This window comes from Nocardia sp. NPDC003482, from assembly GCF_053588115.1.
Genome location: NZ_JBSFPI010000018.1, coordinates 83,310 through 101,436 on the forward strand (window position 1 = coordinate 83,310; position 18,127 = coordinate 101,436).

The 18,127-nt window shown below is 68.9% G+C and carries 12 protein-coding genes; 1 reads left to right on the plus strand and 11 read right to left on the minus strand.

All coding sequences use genetic code 11. The annotated features are described in order from the left end of the window. Positions 1-358: 358 nt before the first annotated feature. From mobF to ACWDSJ_RS26390, 7 genes are all read right to left on the minus strand, one after another. Positions 359-5,875 carry a MobF family relaxase gene (gene mobF, locus ACWDSJ_RS26360; protein ID WP_450035011.1) on the minus strand — a complete coding sequence of 1,839 codons (5,517 nt, stop codon included), beginning with the start codon at positions 5,873-5,875 and terminating at the stop codon, positions 359-361. Positions 5,876-5,960: 85 nt separating this feature from the next. Further along, positions 5,961-6,965, minus strand: coding sequence for a hypothetical protein (locus ACWDSJ_RS26365; RefSeq protein ID WP_450035012.1), 1,005 nt, complete (start codon positions 6,963-6,965; stop codon positions 5,961-5,963). Positions 6,966-7,355: 390 nt separating this feature from the next. After that, complete coding sequence (locus ACWDSJ_RS26370) at positions 7,356-7,925, minus strand: single-stranded DNA-binding protein (RefSeq protein WP_450035013.1); 570 nt, start codon at positions 7,923-7,925, stop codon at positions 7,356-7,358. Positions 7,926-8,040: 115 nt separating this feature from the next. Continuing rightward, the gene (locus ACWDSJ_RS26375; protein WP_450035014.1) at positions 8,041-9,768 is read right to left on the minus strand and encodes a ParB/RepB/Spo0J family partition protein; all 1,728 of its coding nucleotides are present in this window, start codon (positions 9,766-9,768) and stop codon (positions 8,041-8,043) included. 126 nt (positions 9,769-9,894) lie between these two features. Further along, positions 9,895-10,131 (minus strand): hypothetical protein, encoded by a 237-nt coding sequence (locus tag ACWDSJ_RS26380; protein WP_450035016.1) that lies wholly within the window; start codon positions 10,129-10,131, stop codon positions 9,895-9,897. Positions 10,132-10,267: 136 nt separating this feature from the next. Then, positions 10,268-11,404 (minus strand): DUF4192 domain-containing protein, encoded by a 1,137-nt coding sequence (locus ACWDSJ_RS26385; RefSeq protein WP_450035017.1) that lies wholly within the window; start codon positions 11,402-11,404, stop codon positions 10,268-10,270. Positions 11,405-11,676: 272 nt separating this feature from the next. Next, complete coding sequence (locus ACWDSJ_RS26390) at positions 11,677-12,558, minus strand: DNA-processing protein DprA (RefSeq protein WP_450035019.1); 882 nt, start codon at positions 12,556-12,558, stop codon at positions 11,677-11,679. Positions 12,559-12,998: 440 nt separating this feature from the next. On the opposite strand from ACWDSJ_RS26390, the gene ACWDSJ_RS26395 reads away from it, so the two are divergent. After that, on the plus strand, positions 12,999-13,547 hold the full coding sequence (locus ACWDSJ_RS26395; protein ID WP_450035020.1) for a hypothetical protein: 549 nt from the start codon (positions 12,999-13,001) through the stop codon (positions 13,545-13,547). Here the strand turns inward: ACWDSJ_RS26395 and ACWDSJ_RS26400 are convergent. The 4 genes from ACWDSJ_RS26400 to ACWDSJ_RS26415 form a co-directional block, all read right to left on the minus strand. Further along, positions 13,544-14,767: a hypothetical protein gene (locus tag ACWDSJ_RS26400; protein ID WP_450035022.1), complete on the minus strand. Its 1,224-nt coding sequence runs from the start codon at positions 14,765-14,767 to the stop codon at positions 13,544-13,546. The two genes, ACWDSJ_RS26395 and ACWDSJ_RS26400, sit on opposite strands and share 4 nt — an antisense overlap. A gap of 133 nt (positions 14,768-14,900) precedes the next feature. Then, positions 14,901-15,278, minus strand: a complete 378-nt coding sequence (locus ACWDSJ_RS26405; RefSeq protein ID WP_450035023.1) for a hypothetical protein — start codon at positions 15,276-15,278, stop codon at positions 14,901-14,903. A gap of 111 nt (positions 15,279-15,389) precedes the next feature. Beyond that, the gene (locus tag ACWDSJ_RS26410) at positions 15,390-16,115 is read right to left on the minus strand and encodes a deazapurine DNA modification protein DpdA family protein (protein WP_450035109.1); all 726 of its coding nucleotides are present in this window, start codon (positions 16,113-16,115) and stop codon (positions 15,390-15,392) included. 733 nt (positions 16,116-16,848) lie between these two features. Next, entirely contained in the window at positions 16,849-17,559 is a 711-nt protein-coding gene (locus tag ACWDSJ_RS26415; protein WP_450035024.1) for a hypothetical protein, read from the minus strand. Between the last annotated feature and the right edge of the window lie 568 nt (positions 17,560-18,127).

An 18,127-nucleotide genomic window follows, 5' to 3' on the forward strand; every position in this document is an offset into this window, starting at 1 on the left:
TGAGTTATTCGGAGGGATTCGCGTTGCTCAGCGCGATGGTTGGCGTGCCGATTCCTCATGCGTGGTGCGTGGATGGGGAGGGGGCGGTGGTGGATCCGACCTGGGATGGGGCTGGCGCAGCCTACTTCGGGGTGGCGTTTTCCCAGCCAGCGCTCTCGCTGGTGGGCGGTAACGGATTGTTCGAGGACGTCGACATCGTTCTGCGGTTGTTGGAGTTCGGGCTCGGGCCGGCGCTGCGGAGCCGGGTTGGGCGTCGTCCCGAAGCTGGTTGCAGCCAGCGGATTTCGCGCCTTCTGGGCAGGGGAGGCTTCACCTGGGCCGGATGTGCCTGTGTGACTCGCCGCGGGTTCGGTCGGGCTTAGAGTCCGTGGTCGTTATCTTCAGCTACTTCCGGTGCAGCGGGGGCGCGGTATCCCCGGTGGTCGTCGGTGTCGGGTGAATGATGTTGGCGGAGACGATGTTCTGTCGCTTCTTGCTCGGGGGTGAGTTCGGTGCGGCGGTGCTGTTCTGCGCGTAGGTCCGCGAGTTCGCTGCGTAGCCAGCCGCGGGTGATCGTGGGGCGTTCTGTCTCGGTGTTGCGGTGTTGTGGTGCGGGGCCGAAGAGGGTGGCCTCCGTGTCCTGGAGGTCGATGCGTCGTTGGGTGTCGTTGATGTGTTGGCTGAGTTGCTGGTCGGTGAGGGCCTGGATGGGGTCGTTCGGGTCGAAGGTGAGTGTTGTGTCGGGGGTGGTGGTGTGAGGGAAGGGGTGGTTGCGGACCCAGTCGGCGATGGTGTGGCGGGCGCGGCGGGTGGGGGCGCGGCGCCAGTCGTTGCGGAGTTTGGCGTGTGCTGAGGGGACGGGGTAGGTGGTGGTGATGTGGTGGCAGCGGGCGGTTATGTGTTCGGCGGGGTCGTGGTCGGGGATGGGTGGGTGGCCGGTGTCGCGGCATTCTCCGCAGAGGCCGTCGTCGCTGCGGCGTCCATTGGTGGGTGTGGTGTCGTAAGCGGTGCGTTCGATTCCGCAGTGCAGGCACCCGAATCCGTGGTTGTTTCCGATGGCGGCTCGGTCGTAGTCGACGCGGTAGCCGTCGAGGTCTTCGCTGCGGGGTTTGGTCTTGGTGTAGTGGTGGTCGATGCCTTCGGGTATCGGGAGGTGGTGGGGGTCGTCGTCGATGGGGGCGCGGTCGGCGAGGTAGGTGTCGGTGAAGTCGCGACCCCGGTCCGGGGTGGGTGCGTTGTTGCGGCGGGTGGGGTCGGTGTGTTGGCGGTGGTCGTGGGCGGCTTCGTGGCGGCGGTCGCGCTGGTAGGTGGGTGCGCGACCGTTCGAGTCGGGTCGGTAGACGCGCGGGTCTTCGTCGGGTGTGCAGGCGTGGATGAGGTCGCGGTGGTGGGGGTTGCGGTCGGCGAGCCAGCGCAGTCGTGCGCGCGCGACGGGGAACGCGCGACTGTAGAGGATGGTGGCGACCTGTTCGAGAATGTCGCGTTCGGTGTCGTCGAGTTCGCGTGTGAAGCGGCGGAATTCGGTGACCGCGCGGTCGATGTGGCCGCTGGTGAAGAGGGCGGCGATACCGCGGATGTGTTGCGATGGTTCGGGTTTCGGGATCGGGACGTCGTTGTGTGGGGTGGGTGGTTCGGGGTGTGGGTGTGGTGTGGTGTTCATGGTGGTGGGGCTTTCGGGTTGGTGGGTGGGGTTGAGCAGGGCGGCGATTCGCCAGGCGAGGGCGGTGGCGAGCTGGTCGGGGGGTGGTGCGGTGGTGGGGTCGGGGTGCGCGGTGGCGAGTAGTTCGTGGGCGGTGGCGAGGATGTCGTGGGGGGTCCAGCCGACGGTGGTGGCGTGGTCGACGGCGGCGACGAGCCGGGGCCAGGCGGGGTCGGCGAGGATGTGGGTAAGGGCGTCGTCGCCGACGAGTGCTCCCAGGTGCGGGCTCCAATCGGGGGTCAGGTCGCGGCGGGTGGGGGTGGTGAGGGTGGAGAAGTCGAGGTTGAGGCGGAACCACAGGGCCGCAGCGGGCATGTCGTCGGGCAGCGGCCGGACGCCGGCGGCGTCGGGGAGGAGGGTGTCGATGTCGATTCCCGCGCGGGTGGCGGTGTCGAGGTGCTCGGCGAGGACGGGCCACCAGGGGTCGGTGAGGAGGCGGGAATTGATGTGTTCGGCCAGCGCCGACCAGGTGTGGACCGCGGCGTGCGGATCGCCGAGGGTGTCGGCGATCCGGGTGTCGAGCAGCTGCTGGTGGCAGCGTTCGAGGACGGGGTAGCGGGTGGGTCCGGTGGGGCGTGGGTCGGTGTCGGGGACGTGGTGGGCGGCGCGCCACACCGCCAGCTCGGCCACCAACTCGCCCGTATCGAGCAGCGGGCGTGCCCAGGGGGGCGCGGTGGCGGCGGTCCAGCCGCTGGCCTCGGCGCTGATCTGCTCGGCGAGGGTGGCGATGATGCGGGCGCGGGCGCGCAGCTGTTCGGTGACGAGCGTGTCGGGAAGCTGGTCGGGCAGGCCGCGTATCCAGGGCAGCGGCCCGCGGCCGGTGGAGTGCGCGCCGGTGGGATCCAAGCGCCAGTCCAGCACGGCGGCGGGATCTTTCGCGGTGTCGAGTTCGCGTTCGGCGATCGCGGCCGCCAGGTCGGTGATCGGGTCGCCGCCGGAGAGGGCGATGGTGGCCAGGTGCTGGCGCAGCACGGGCCACGCGGGGGCGTCGGTGAGGCCGGGGTGCAGGTGTTCGGCGGTGTGGTCGAGGTGGGTGAGGGTGTCGGCGCCGAGGGCGTCTTCGGCGGCGACGCCGATCGCGTCGAGGTGGATGTCGACCGCGCGGCCGAGGCGGTGGTGTGGGTCGAGCGCGTCGCGCAGTTCGGTGTGCGCGGAGATCTGGCTGGCGTCGCGGGCGAGGACATGTTGGAGGACTTCGACGGCGGTGCGGGGCATGAGGCCAGGTTCGGTCCAGAAGCTGGCCTCGCTGCCGTCGAGCGCGGTCGGGACGTAGAGATGGTTTGCGGTGATGCCGCGGGTGATGGCGACGTAGAGCTGGTTGCGGGATTCGTGCCCGGTGAGCACGATGTGGCAGGTGTCGGTGGTCACGCCTTGGGCGGAGTCGATGGTCATGGCGTAGCCCAGACGCACGTGCTCGCCCACATACGCCGCGGGCAGCACGACTCGGTCGCCGAGGCGGCGGCCCGGATGCAGGTGGGTGGCGGTGATACTGCCGTCGGCGTGCACGGATTCGACGACCCACCGGTACCCGTTGCGGACCCAATCCCGTTCGCCTACGCGCAGGCGGGGGTCGTTGCGGCGGGTGACGATGATGTCGCCCGCGGAGGCGGAAAGCTCGTCCGCCAGCTCGGTTTCGGGCCCGGTCGCGGTGCGGGCGAGGCGGTCGGCGCGGGCGCGGTCGTTGAGTTCGGTGACGAGGTCGTGGGTGGGGGCGAGCAGGATGGTGTCGCGGCCGTCGGTGTGGTCGGCGATCCAGCCGGTGTAGGCGTCGTCGTGGACGGCGGCGTGGGCTCCGGCGTGGACGCGGTGGTGGTCGAGGTAGTAGCCAAGACCGGCGGGGTCGCCGGTGCGCAGCAGCAGGCTGGCGGAGGCTTCGGCGCGGTCGGCGAAGCGCACCACGTGGCCCAACGTGAAGGCGCGGTCGGCGTCGGCGGTGTCGGCGGCCGTGCCGCCCGCCTCGATCGAGGGCAGCTGTTTGTCGTCGCCGACGCAGCGGATCGTCGCGCCGCGGGCGGCGAGGAACGCGAACAGACGCAGCCGTTTGTCGTCGCCGAGGCGCACGTGTTCGTCGACGATCACCACCGTGTCGGCACCGATCTGCAACACCCATTGCGGCAGCGACGGCTCCCGATCGGGGTCGCTGGACGGTCGGGGACGCGCCGGTCGGGGGCTGTGGTCGTCGATGAGGGTGAGGAGTTTGTCGACCGTTTCCGCGCGGGCGCCGGTGGCTTCGGTGAGGACGGCGGCGGCCGCGGCGGTCGGCGCCAGGCCGAGGACGGTGCCGCCGGAGGCGCGCCAGGCGTCGACGAGCACGCGCATCGCGGTCGTTTTCCCCGATCCGGCGGGCGCGTTGGCGGTCTCGATCCGCCACGGCGAGGTCGCGAAACCGCGCACGACCGCGACCTGTCCCGCGTTCAACTGCCGCTGCGCGTGAGCGGGATCGCTGTTGTAGCGGGCGATCGCGGCGTCGACGACATGGTCGGCGAGCACGCGGGCACCGTGTTCGAGGGACAGCTCGATCAACCGGGACGCGACCTCGAGCCGGTGCGCCGAGGTGTAGGACTGGTCCCCGGCACCGCTGTACACGCTGGTCCCGTCCGCGCGGGCGAACAGCGGCGCGACCTGTGCCAACGCGGGCTCGGCCGCCACATCGGGATCACCGCGCGCGATCGAATACGCTGGCGACAACGCCTCGGCGACAACGGCTTCGGTGACCTCCGACCACCGCTCCGGCGGTAGCAGACCCCGCACCTGTCGTTCGGTTTCGGCGCGAATGTGGTGTGTGCGCCACGTCGCCCGCTCCCCGGACACCGTCGCCACCACCCGCTCGGCCATCCCAGCGATCCACGCGGAGTCGGTGTCCGGCCACACCGGTGCGGGCTGCCCGAACACCTGAACCAGCATGTGTTTCACCGCTTTTCGGCTGCCGAGCACGGTCTCGGCGGCGGTGCGCCAGGCCGCGCGTTGCTCGGCCAGCGACCGCAGTAGGTGTTTGACCGGGCGGGTGTCGAGGGTGGCGCGTTCGCGCAGCTCCCACATTTCCTTCGGCGTCGGCTCGCGCCCGCACCGGCGCTGGAACGTGGCCGCGAGGTCGCCGAGGCGGGCGGTGATCGCGGCGTCACGGCGCGACCAATGCTCGATCAACGCGACTGGTACACCGACGATCTCGCGGATCGGGCGCTTGGTCGGGTCGGTGCCCGGCCGCGGCGCGAACGCCACGCCCACCTCGGCGCTCAGATGGTGTTCCAGGCGGGTGTTGTAGATCTCCGACACCGCCACCACCAGCCGGTAGATCACGCTCGCGTCCAGGGTCCGCCACCGCCCGTCCGCCGCGCGGACCCGGTTGGCGATCAGCATGTGCGTGTGCAAATCCGGGTCCCCGCAACGGCTTTCGCGATGAAAGAACCGCGCCGCGACGACCCCGTCCACATCGACTTGGCGCACCCCGTTACGCCCCAAACGGGTGTAGATGCCGTGGGTCTCGAGCCAGCCGATCGCGTCGTCGACGGCGGCCTCGTGCGCGGCCGCGATCCGGTCGGCGACCGCCTTCGGCGCCACCGCCCACAGCGCGCTCACCGACTTCACCGGACTCATCGTGATGTCGAAACCGGCCACCGCCGCCGAGACCGGACGCGAAATCTGCGCCACCCACCCCGACAATTCACGAACATCCAACGGCCCACGCTTGTAGTTTTCGGTGAACATTTCCCGCGCCACCTCGGTACGGATCCGCGCACGAACGTCCTCGCCGATCGCCGCTCCCGCCTCGAATCCCAGCTCGGAATTGTGTGCGCGAAACGCCTCAGCACACCGAATTCTGAACTCGTTGTCCCCGGAATAGACGCGAAAAGGATTCCCCAACCGCGTCGCCTGATCCGCGGCGCGGCGCGCGTCCTTGGGTTTGGCGCCGGCCGCGATCTCCGCGTCCAGGACGCGGGACTGTATCGCGTCCGCGTCGGGGTGGCGTCCTTCCCCGAACAACGCTCTCATCTGCGCTTCGGTCACCTGATCGCCCGGATCGAGCTCCAGCGCGGCCAGCCCGGCGCCGTGCCAGCGGCCCGGCGCCTCCCCGTGCGCGGAGTAGTAGTCGGCCAGCGCGTCGGTGCCCAGATCGGTGGAATCCGCGGCGGCGACCTGCCGCAGGTAATACAGATAGCCGTTTCCGGCCAACACTTTGTGCAGCGTTGCTGTCACCATTCCAGCCAACGCCCGAAAACGCGTTTTATCGAGAGTTCGAGGAGGTCATCTTTGTGTACATCTCCAGCATTTCCGCTGGTCGTTATCATATCGTTACCTGGGATGCAAGAGGTCTGCTAGTTCTATAAGGGCGTAAGAGGGATGGGGGTAATGAGGCGGGGATGTAATGGGTGGGTTCGATGCGTGAGATGGAGGTGTGGCGCGAGGACGGGAGGTAGGTGGGGAAGAAGGCCCGTGAGGCGGACGGGCGGTCGCCGCGCACGGTGGTGCGGCGGTCGGCGTAGGCGAGGGCGTTGTCCTCCGACAGGGGCCGCTCCCCGGCCAGAGCGAGCGCGTGGTGGTGCTGCTCGGCGACGTAGCCGACGAATTCGTGATCCCAGATCGACCGGGCTTCCTGGCTGTCGACCCGGCGCTGCTCGCCCCGGACGGGCGGTGTCGGCTCGCCGGGCTGGATCAATCCGCGCTCGAGCATACGGTCCTCGGCGGCCTGGCCGTCGGCGAGTTCGCGGGCCATGGTGTCCACGTACAAGGAGTCGGCGACATAGGCGGTGACCACGCGTGGCTCCGGGGACACGGGGCGGCGCTTGGCGCGGGCACGGACGCGGCGGGCGATCTGCTCGGGCTGCAACCGGGACTTGTCGGTCTCGCGCGAGGGCGGGGCGTAGAGCCGCGCCGGGGGAGTCCGCCATTGGCGCATCGGCACCCGCGGGGACTCGGTGACCGCCAGTGACACGTGTTCGGCGAAGGCTTCGTCCTCGACGCTGGTGTTGTTGCGGCGGGCGCGGTCCTCCAGCACGGCGACGCGATCGGCCCGGTCGGCGACATACAGGCCGGGGTCGGTGTCGGCGACCAGATTCACCAGCAGGTGGCTGTGGGCGGGGTCGCCTGCGAAGGCGGCCTCCAGGCGTCGCAGCGCCGACCGGAACGGGTAGAGCGTGAAGGTCTCCACCACGGTGTCGAGGAACGCGTGATCGTCGGGAGTGGCCAGGGCCAGGGCGGCGCGGAACGCGTCGCGGGCGGTGCGGGGGTCACGCGGGAAATCCAGGTGCAGATCGAGAACAGCGTCGTAGAAGGCGTTGGTGTCAGCCATGTCTGAGTTCCTGTTCTGGTTCGGATTCGTCGACCGGGCCCCTCGCTGGGCGCGCTGCGGCACCCGACACGGGGATGTCGGGCTGGTCCGGACGACCAGCCGAGGGCGGCCCGACCAGCTCCGGGCGCGACGCGCGGAGCGGGAACGCGCCGAAGCGTGCGGACCCGAATTCCCTGCGCAGACAACGACTTCTGGGCGAGCGTGACTGACGGCGCGCGGAGGGAATTCGGGTGCGCCGGGCGCGGGCCCGATCGGCGCGTCGCGCCCGGAGCTGGTAGCCCTCGGTGGGCTGGTCGTGCGGACCAGCACGACATCCCTCCCCCACCACCCCCTGTCTCGCGCCGGGCGCGTGAGCGCCCGGCACGACACCAGAGCGAACAGGGCGGTGGATCAGAATCCGGGCTCGTCGCCCGGACTGCCGAACCCGCCGCTGCCCGCCCCGACCAGCACCGGCGCGACGCGCGGATCGTCCTCGGCTCTCGCGGCGGCGAGGTCACCACTGGCGGGCGTGGCGCTGTGGTCGGCTCGGCCGAACCCGTTGCCGTCACCGGTGGCGGTGCTGCGCCGGGTGGTGGCCGCGCCGTTGAAGCCGGTGGTGGGGTTGCGTGTGACCGTGGCGGTCGCGTACCGCAGCGACGGCCCGACGTCGTCGACGTCGAGTTCGGTCACGGTGCGGTTCTCGCCCTCGGGCGTGGTGTAGCGGCGCTGCTTGAGCCGACCCGACACGATCACCCGCGCCCCTTTCGACAGCGACTCGGCCAGGTTCTCCGCAGGCTGCCGCCACAAGCTGCACCGCAGAAACAACGGTTCGCCGTCGCGCCACTCACTGCGGGCGCGATCGAACACGCGTGGGGTCTGCGCGATGGTGAAATTGACGACCGCGTCACCCGCGGGAGTGAACTTCAACTCCGGGTCCGCGGTCAGGTTCCCGATGATCGTCAAGACGGTGTTACCACTCATATCGCGGCCTCCTACAAGGGAAAGGGGTTGTCGCACAGCGGTTTCGCGGGGCGCAGCACGAGGCCGCCGCCTCGGCGGTGAGCGGAGGCGGCGGCGCGAGAAGGTGGGTGGTTGGTCAGGCGGCGGAATCGAGCTCGATGTCGTGGTAATCGATCAGGCCCGCCCCCGCGCGCTCGACCTCGGCGGGGAAGTACTTGTCTTCGTCCTCCCCGTCGACCTGCGCGCCGACCTCGGCCACGAATGTCAGGTACCGGACCTGCGCCCTGTCCGGTGTGCGCCACAGGCTCTTGTCGATCGGGTCCTCGTGGACGGCCAGCTCCATCGCCAGCACGATCATCCACGCGCGGTTGACCGAGGCCGAGGCGATCGCCTCGAGCAGCTTCTCGCGGGAACCACCGACGCCGAGCAATGTCGTCACCAGCTGCAACTGCCTCATGTCGAGACGATGCGCCAGGGACTCGGCCACGAACGCGGCGGCCCGCGCGGGCGGGGTCCGACCACGCAGGAACCGCACCAGGAACTCCACCCGGCGCTCGTTGGCGTCCACGCCCAGCTTGTTCAGCTCCCGCACCCGCCGCCGTTCCAGCCGCTCGCGCTCCCGCCGCACCGCGGCCTCCGCGGCCTCGGCGCGGGCGTCCTCGCTCGTCGACACGTCGCCGTCGCCGATGCCGGTGCGTCGCCGCAGTCCCGACCCCGGCAGATGCTCGGCGAGCAGGTAGTAGGACGGGGTCCACCGGTCGCGCCATTCGACGGCGTCAGCGGGCAGCAGCCCATCGGAGGCAGGCGAGTCGGAATCGGTGTCGGCGTCCCAATCGACGGTGTCGGGGTCGACCAGCGCCCCGGTTTCGCGATGCACCAGATCGGCGTCCTCGTCGACCTCGACCCACACCGCCCACCGGGCCGCCTCAGCGCGGACGGCGTCCTCGTTCACCGGCTCCCCGGCCTCGGTGACGACCTCGTCCCACGGCACGAACCGGTCCGCGTCGCCGAGTTCGGGTTCGCGGGTGAGCACCCCGAAACCGAGCGCGGCGTACGGCAGCGACGCGTGCAGCCTGGCGCGGTCCTCGCGCCGCGTGCGCGCGATCGCCTTCTCCCGCAACCCGAAACTGTAGGCCGAACCGGCCGACTCCAGATCCTCGACCGCCTCCTGGTCGCCCAAGCGCTCGTACTCGGCGATCACCGCCAGCTGATCCAGCGACAACCGACTGGAGTCCAGCAGCCGTGTCGCGGTGGGCGAGGATCCGACCGCGGCCTGCTTCTGCACCTGCGACCGTTTGCGCTGCAACCCCTTCGCGACGCGGGTGGCCGACGCGCCGAGATCGAGCATCAACGCCACCGCCGCGGCGTCATCGCCTCGCGTCATCTCCACGCGCCGATGGTTTTCCCGCAACTGCATCAACGCGGTACGGATCCGACGCTCGTTCTCCGGGACGGTCGCATCAGCATCGGTCACCCACACCGGGATCTCCTCCGTCCCGACCTCGGTGGCCAGCAGGGTGCGCAACTGACCCGCCACCACATGCAACCCGCCGTCGGGGTGCCGCTCGACCAACACCGGAACATCCACACCGAACTGGGCGATCGACTCGCGCATATCGGCGAACTCGGGCAGGGACAGGTCGAAGGTCTTGCGGACGTTGTCGGCGATCACCAGATCCCCGGGCGGCACCATCATCGCCTGCACCCGGGGCGATCCTGGACCCGCGGTGTCCGGGCCGCCGCTGTCCGCGGTGTCGCCCCGCACGGGACCGTCGAGGTGGTCGTCGCGGTCGGTGAGCGTGGTGTCAGGTTCGGATGGCGGGTCGATGACCGCGGTGGCGGTGGATGTTTCGGTCGATGACACAGAATGCCTCCTCGAAGAATGGACAACCGCGGGGCCGCCGACGATCCGGCACGCGAGCCGATCCGGCGGCCCCGCCGTTGCGGGACAACAAATGCGACACGGGACGCGGTCGGAGGACCGCGACGCTCAGGCGGCGTCGGGGCGCGGCCGCGCGGTGCGGGTGAGGTTGAGCGGGGCCAGCCGCAGCACACCGGACTCGTCCTCGGTGTAGGTCCAGTGACGGCCACGCCAGTCCGGCTGCTCGGCCCGCCAATCGTCCAGGGCGGGTGAGGATTCCAGGTCGGTGGCGTCTCCGGCCCGGCCGCGATGGGCCAGCTGCTCGAACTCCGAACGCGATACCGACGCAACGAGGGATACAGACATCAACGAACCTCCAATCAAAGGGGGGAATCTTCGGGATGGCGCGGATCGCCACCGAACGCTCACCTGGCCAGTGCGACCGCGGCGGCTGGGATCCCCGCGGGCGCACCGCGACCTGTGCAGCGCGAGGAGCGTTCGGTCATCGACGTTTGTGCGCGACCTTGCGCCGGTGCGCGCGGTCGGCGTCGCGTCGCGCGCCCGACCCCTCGCCGGGTGCGGCGGTGAGGCGGTCGGCGTGCTGTCGCAGCATCTGGCGGACCTCGTGGGGGTCCAGGCCGGTTCGCAAGGCGGCATCCAGGCCCGCGGCCAGCTGGTGGCCGGGATCGGATTCCAAGGCTGCGGCGAACGCGATCACCGCGAGTACGCCGTCGCCGCCGACATAGGCCGAGCAGCCGAGCAGAAACGCCGCGTGCGCGCGATCCGGGTCCGGCAATGTCCGCGCCAGAACACCCCACAGCTGTTGCGCCGCGGCGGCGTCCTCGGTGACGGCCACGGCGAGGAAGTAGTTGCGCACCGTCTCCTCACGCAGCGCCCGTGCGCACCGCGCGAGATCCGCCGGGCCCGGGGTCCGCCCGGCCGCGACCTCCGCCATACACGCGGTCACCACCGCGGTCCCCGGCAAACGGTCGCGGCCACACTGCGGGGCGTGTTCCTCCTCCGAGACGTTCGCGTCGCGCGCTGCCTCGCCCAGCGCTCGGCGCACCGCCTCGACCGCGGCCGGGTCGTGCCGCACGAGAGCTTCGAGGTCCGCGCGGGAGCGCCGGATGGAACCACCGTGCAGCGCGTTCGTGCACGCGATCGGAGAAGCGTCGGGATCCAAGACCTGGCCGTTGCGGTCGGGATCGACCAGGTCCCACCATGTTGCGTCGGCCTCGATCGCCTTCACCGCGAGGGTGTGCTCGAGCCGAATCCCGGCGGCGGCCAACGCGTTTGCGACATGGTCCATCAGCCCGCGCTGGTCGCGCTGCCAGGGCGTGCGGTCGTCGGTGGAGGGGTCCGGGGCAGCGCTGTCGACGAGGACCATGACGACCGCGGTGACGGCGGCTGTGTCGGCCGCGCAGATCCGGCAGATCTCGGTTGCGGTGTCCGCCAGGCTCGCCCGCGCCTGTTCCAGGTCGGTGCGTGCGACAATTCCGAGTTTCAGCGCCTTCTCGCGCTGCGGGCTCGGCCCGAACGTCACCACCACCAACGAATCGGCGGGATAGAAGCCCAGTATCGCGGGCACCGCCGCGATCAGCTCACCCGGATCGTCGAGACGAAACTTCGGTTGCGCCATCAGCTCTCCTTCATCGAAAACAACCCCGGACAAACGAGCGCGCAAGGCACAGCGGCGCGCCCCCGCACAGAGGTGACAAGCTCGAATGCTTCTGTCGCAGAGGGTGTCTCGCACGACCGAGGAATTCGCAGCACCGCTGCTGTCGAGGGCCACGCCGGAGCGGGGTAACCAACCGGACCCGGCAGTGGGGCGGTGGCGCGGCAGCGAGCCTGTGAATTAGCCGACGCCCCGACGCAAGCAGCGACGCGGCCCGACCGGTGGTGAGGGCGCGGTCACGGCGGCCCCGCTGCGTCGTCGCGGCCGACGAGCAGGTCGAGGACCTCGGTGACGGTGGTGACCAGTTGGGCGCGACCTTCACGGAGGAACCGGTGGCAACCGACGGAGGCAGGCGAATAGATCGAACCCGGCACGGCGGCGACTGGTAGACCCAACCGGTGCGCGCACCGCACGATGCTGTCGGTGCCCGATCTCACCCCTGCCTCACACACCACCACGCCCACGCCCAACGCGGCGATGAGCCGGTGACGGGCACCAGACCGGCCCGGGGTCGGCGCCACACCGGGCGGATACTCCGACACCAGCAGACCCGTGTCGGCGATCCTCGCGAACAGCTCAGCGTGCTGGTACGGGAACACGCGATCCACGCCACAGGGCAGGACCGCGAACGTCGCGGTGCCCGCGCGTATCCCGGTCTGATGGGCCGCCGCGTCGATGCCGAAGCCGCCGCCAGCGACGATCGTCCACCCCCGCGCGGCCAAGCCTCCCGCGAGATCGTTGGCTACCAGCACGCCGTAGTCGCTGGCCGCGCGCGCTCCGGTCACCGCGACCCGATACTGGGTGAACAGGTCCAGCCGCGCGGTGCCGCGCACCCACAACGCCACCGGCTCGAGCGCGCCCGCGCCCGGTAACCGGCGAAGGGCCACAGGCCATTCGTCATCGTCACGGGTGACCAACCGGCCACCGCATTCGGCCATGAACGCCAGATCACGCCGAGCCTGCACCGACGAACCCGGGACGCTCGAGGTGATCACGTGGGCGGCGTCGACCGGGTCGTGGTCGGCGAGCAGCCGGTGGACGCGATGCTCGTCCTCGACCGCGGCGCGCGACAAGACCGCCCACGCCCGGCGTCGCAGAGCCGAGCCCTCCTGTGTCACAGAAACATTCATCGACTCTGCCGCTCACCGGGTCGTTGCCCATGTGCCGAAACCGAACAGGGTTATCAACGCGAGCCAGACGATGGTGTCGGCCCACGAGTTGCCGGTGCAATGGGTGGCGGTGTGCTCGGCGAGGCGCATCGGTCAGTCCTTTCGGTCGGTGATGGAGCGGATTCGGTTCTCGGATATCGCGAGGGGCGTGCGGACGAGCCTGAGAACGACAGCCCGACAGTTCCGCACCCGACGGGGCGGACCCCTGGGACGACGACTTCCGCCGAACGAGGCGCAGCCCGGTGCGCTCTGCGGCCTCGAGCGAGAGGGTCTGCGCGCGAGGGGTTTGGTGGTTCGCGGGGACGGAAGCACGGTGGTCGCACCGGAGGTGCCGGTATGGTGGTGGGTGCGAGGGACTGACCGGCCGCCAGCCGTCAGGAGAAGCCACTATGCCCGCAGATCGTTCAGGCCGTCCGCGTTCGCGGACGCGGTCACCGGAATTGGTCGAGCGGTGGGAGCGTTCCCGCCAACGCATCCTCGAACAGCGTGCCGCGCAACGAGAACGCGAGAAGGCCGCCACCGCCGCCGTACGGGCCTACTTGGCCGCCTGGCACGTGGTCAGGATGACCGAGGAGCGCCGCGACCACGAGATCGCCGAACTCCGGCAACGCATCACCGAGATCACCAGCGACGCGACCACCGAGATCCGCGGTCAGGAACACGCCCAAGGGTTGGCCGCCAAGACCATTCGCGAACAGGGCTACAGCGAGGACGAGATCGCGGAAATGCTGGAACTCACCCCGAAGCGGATCCGCCAGCTACTCGCCCTCGCTCGCGAAACCCACGCCCCACATCGAGAGCGAAAAGCCCTGGAGAACAGCGCTGAAACAGCCGAGAAGACCAGAGCATCCGGGACTGGATCTGCTCACTCCGCGACAGCGCCAACGCAAGCCGAGCCGACCAGCAAGGCAGGGGCGCAGACGGGTACATCCCGCTAGGACTCGGTGAGAAAACCGCTCTCCCGAGCGGGGGCGCACGGCGCGGAGAACGCTTCGAGAGCGGCGAGGCTGTCGGCGGCGGCCATGTCGAGATCACGCAGTTCATCCGAACTGTGGGAAGCCCACCGTTGCTCGAAATTCGGACCAAGTTTCGGTCGTGCGGCGGCGGGCGCGGCGACGTAGAACTGCTCGAGCTGCGGATAAGTTGTCTGTCCGGGTGCGCGCTGGGCGAGCCAGAGCCGCTCGTGGTGTTCGTCGCTGGAGACGGCGAGCGATAGTTCGCCTGCGAGTCGGCGCAGGAGCTGTTGCTGCTGGTCGCGGGGACCGCGCGTGACGATCTCCAGCGAGCGGACTGCGGTGGCTTTGGCATGGTAGAGCCGCCGGACGCGGTACACGGCCCAATCGCAGGAGGCCATGTGCTGTTCGGCGAGGGTGAGGACGTCGATGGCGTCGCCCGCGCGAAGCCGATCGGCCAACGTTCCGGTGCGGCCGAACAGCGTGGAGTTCCGGTTGACCGCGAGGGCGAGGTATTCGTCGACGAGGTGACCGAACGCCTCCTCGGGAGCGGCGCGGTAGCGGGCGAGCTGTTCGGGCCACGACGGCACCGACACGAAAGGGCATTGACGACAGCACGATTTCGGCCACCAGACACCGAGCAAATCGAACAGATACTGTTGGCAGCGCTGTCGGGTCCAGCCGTCGGTGTAGAGCGGGTAGACCGGCGTGCGCTGGCCGCCGAGGGTGATCGCCCGGTCACGGTCGATCCGGTGCTGCTCGTCGAGGTTGTAGCCGATCGCGTGGAAATACGGTTGCGCGGCGAGGTGACGCTCCCGCCAGGTATCGAGGGGCCAACCCTTGGCCTTCGCGGAACATGTCCGACTGGCCAGGATCGGCATGACCGCGTTGTGGCGATGCTCGGTGATCAACGCATAGAACCCGGATTCCTCCGGATCGGGATGCATCCGTTCGGGGTGGCGCGTGTCTTGCAGTATGACGATGCCGTCGCGGCGCGACGGTCCCGCCCGCGCGACCTCCACGGTTCGGATTTCGAGCGCGCGTAGGACGGGCAGAACGTGGCGGGCCACAAGGTCGCAGGTGGACCGCCACTCGTCCCCGGTCTGGGCGGTCAGGATGATCAAGTTGGAGAAGTCGGGCTCGATTTCGGAGGGGCGGCAGCCGGGCTCGAGGATGGCCCGCATGATGCCCGCGGTGCTCTCCACACCCATTCCGTACGACCAGACATAAGGCAGCACGGTTGCTGTGGGCTGCGGGCACGGGCTGCTGAATAATGCTGGCTGAGTGGCTGATTGGTTATTCAACGTCACGTCTCGAACCGTGGTCGGTACGGCCTGCCTAGCCACTGCAACCCGATCGTGCAGCAGCCTCGATCGCCTTTAAGATCGCGTTGAGGACAGCTTTGTCATCGGCTCCGGATCGAAGAGCTTCCGTTGCTTTGTATTCGATCAGGACGATTGTGCGTCGGAATTCCTCGAGGCATTCCCGTTCGCGCTCCAGCTTCCGAACGCGACCCTGCTCGTCTTCGTACCTGTCTCTCTCCCATTCATTGGGAAGAGATCCGCCAGTTTCGACAATGTGGTCCGCGAGCATATCAGCTCGATGCTGAACTTCTCGGGTTTTCTGCTCTTGATTGCGTAATTGCAAACTCAGTATTTCTGAGTTCTTCTTCCACCATTCCTTGCTCAGGTACTCGACGCCTAGCGATCGAACCATAATGCCTCCCAATCTGTTAGATGCACTGTTTGAGCTGTAGCGAGAAGTCAACGTGGCCGGTCGGCATGCCAACGGATATTCCGTACTCCAGTGATTGGCGGGCTCATCTGGTCAGGGGGAGCAAGCGCGGGTTGCGGATCGGTCCGCGTGATCGGAGGGATCCGGTGTGTCGGCGAGGGCGAGCAGTCCGGCGCGCCATTCGAGGGCGAAACGGAGACAATTGGCTTCCGTCTCATGGGTAGGCGAGCATCGGGCCACCCAGCGTCCTTTCCACGACCAGGAAAGCGAATCGCCGGAACGAATCCGGCCTGCATATCTGCGGACCCCGGTGGGTTTGAGGCCAAGGACGTGCAGGTTCAGCTCGACATGGGAGAGAACGGTGACCAGGGTGGCGATCTGGTCGGTCGCCTGGCGTTGTGCCACGCTGCCCAGCGCAACGGTGTGATAGCGCGTCAGGTCGATTCCCCCTGCGGAATACCTGTCGAGACAACGCAGATACTCGTCCGGGGTCCAGCCTTGCAGGACGGGTACGAAGGGAAGCTCGGGGGCCTGTTCGCGCAGGCGCAGGAAGTTGTCGATCGTGCGGCGCTGGTGTTCACCGACATCGAGACCGGTACGCGCCAAGGCGGCGGGGCTGCATGGCCAGTCCATCGGCACGGCCCAGTCGAGATTGCCGATCTCTTCGGCGTAGCGACCCACTGCGGCGACGTAGGTGCCGAGGTCGATATTCCAGTGTCCGAACAGGACTAGCTCGGTATATCCCCCCGAATCCAAAGCCCACCGGGTGCGAGCGCGCGGCAGGCTGCGGCGGCCGGATAGGCGCCGATGCGAACAAATAGCGGCACATCAGTTTTCGTCAACCAATGCGCCATATGCGTGCCCAGATAGTAGGTTCTCACGCTTTGTCCTCCAGCGGGTCCGGCGATGCGGGACGTGTTCGGCGGGCCCCCGTTCGTGCGGCTGCCGGACCCGAACCCACAGTCGGCCTTCGGCGACAGCGCGAGGTCGAGTAGGCATTGAGGGGCGTGCTGGCCGGTAATCCGTGGTTCGACTGGATCAGGCGGTGGCCGGGCCGCTGGGGAGGTGGGGATGGGGAGACCACAGAAGTTCGGCGGGCAACACAAGGTCGAAGTTCGGGGGATAGAAGACGGCATCGAGATCGGGACGAAGTCTGCGGATCTGCGTTCGGAGCCGATTGTGGCGGGGAAGGGGTTCCCGAGCGGCGACGATCCACAGGCAGCCGCCAGCAGGGTCAGTGCGAACGACGGTGCCGACCGGGCTGTGGTCGAGCTGATCGCGGGTCTGGATACGCGGGTGCGCGGCGACGATCGCACGGCAGGTACGACACAGCGGGAGCGGACGGCCGTGGCGCGGTCCTGCCGCAGACGAGTCGAAACTGGACACCTGGTCGGGTCGTCCGCACAACTCGCAGGACGAACTTGCTGCGCTGGTCATCATGCCGTCCCTTCTGATTGAAACGGTCTGCGGTAGGGCGGGTTCGACTTCCGGGTGAAGGTCGCTGCGGCTGGCGGGCCGTGAGCGAATGCCGCGCGATCAGGAGTTGGAGGACTCAGGCGGGTCGACGGCGCAGCTCCGCCAGCGGGAGGCGATACTTGAGCCCGCCGCGCTGCTCGGTGAGGATCGAATAGTCCCCCAGTTCGGCCCGCAGCCGGTTCTCCTGCCGCTCGGCTTCGGCGAAGCGCTCGGGAAATGTCCTCAAGGTGTGTCGCCACTGTCCTTGTCCTGCGCGGACGCAGGTTCCGCCGCAGTTGTTGTGGCTGTAGCCGAGTTCGTAGAGACGGGGCGGAACAAGCCCGGCGGCGCGGCAGTCGGCGAGCATTCGGTCCTTGGTGAGGAGGGGGCTGTCGGCCATTGGGAACTCGACCCGCCACGGAGCCCACCCGCGCACTACGCCTTGTTCGCGGCGCAGCTCGGTCCAGTCCAGGCCGACATAAAGGATCGTGTCGGCGGGGTCGGCGTTATGGTCGAGCCATCGGCGGCACGGAATCTGTTTGAGCCATTTCGAACAGGGGGCGAGCCGCGAGTTGCCGAGATAACGGGTGTCGCTGAACACCTGCCACGGAGTGCGTCCGTCGCAGACGCGTACCAGCGGCACATCGAGATAGTCCACTGCGTCGGCCAAGAATCTGTACAGGTCCTCGTCTTCGATCAAGGTATCGGCGAACAGGAGCACCATGTCGTCGGTACCGAACCGCTGTGCGACGCGGGTTGCCGCGGCGAAGGACCCGATACCGCCCGACATCTGCACCACCCGTTTCACCGCCGCCTGCTCAGCCGCAACCGGGGTGAGGGGAGCCGGGAAGAGCGGACCGCGGCTGACCGGCGCCGCGACCGCGTGCTGTCCAGATCACGTCGCACGCGGTCGGTGAATGCTGCGAGAACGCTGTAGCCCCAGCATGATTGGTGGACGGACGCGCGGGTCACGGAACTGTCCATGAGAGGAGCTAGTCCTTCCTGCCGGTGAGTCGGTTCAGGCGTATCGCGGCGGCGAGGACGTCGAGGTCTGTGGGGGACGGCGTCATGTTCGCTGTTCCCGGGTTCGGGGGAGGCGTCGCGGACCTTCCGGATCGCCAGAGGGTGTACGTGGCGGAGGTCTACGCCGGTCAGCGTGGGGGTGCCAGCGTCGCCGGGTCGCTGACGGATCCGGTATTGGTCGGCTTCGAGCCACAGGGCGTACCAGCGGCCGAGCGGTTTCCCCGCTCGGACGCTGTCCTGCGCGGGATCCGCGGGTTGCCAGGCCGCGCAGTGGCAGGTGGGGTCGGAGCAGCGGTAGGTGCGGGCTACGGCCGGGTGGGACCGGTAGTGGGTGAGGACGCCGTTGAGCGCGG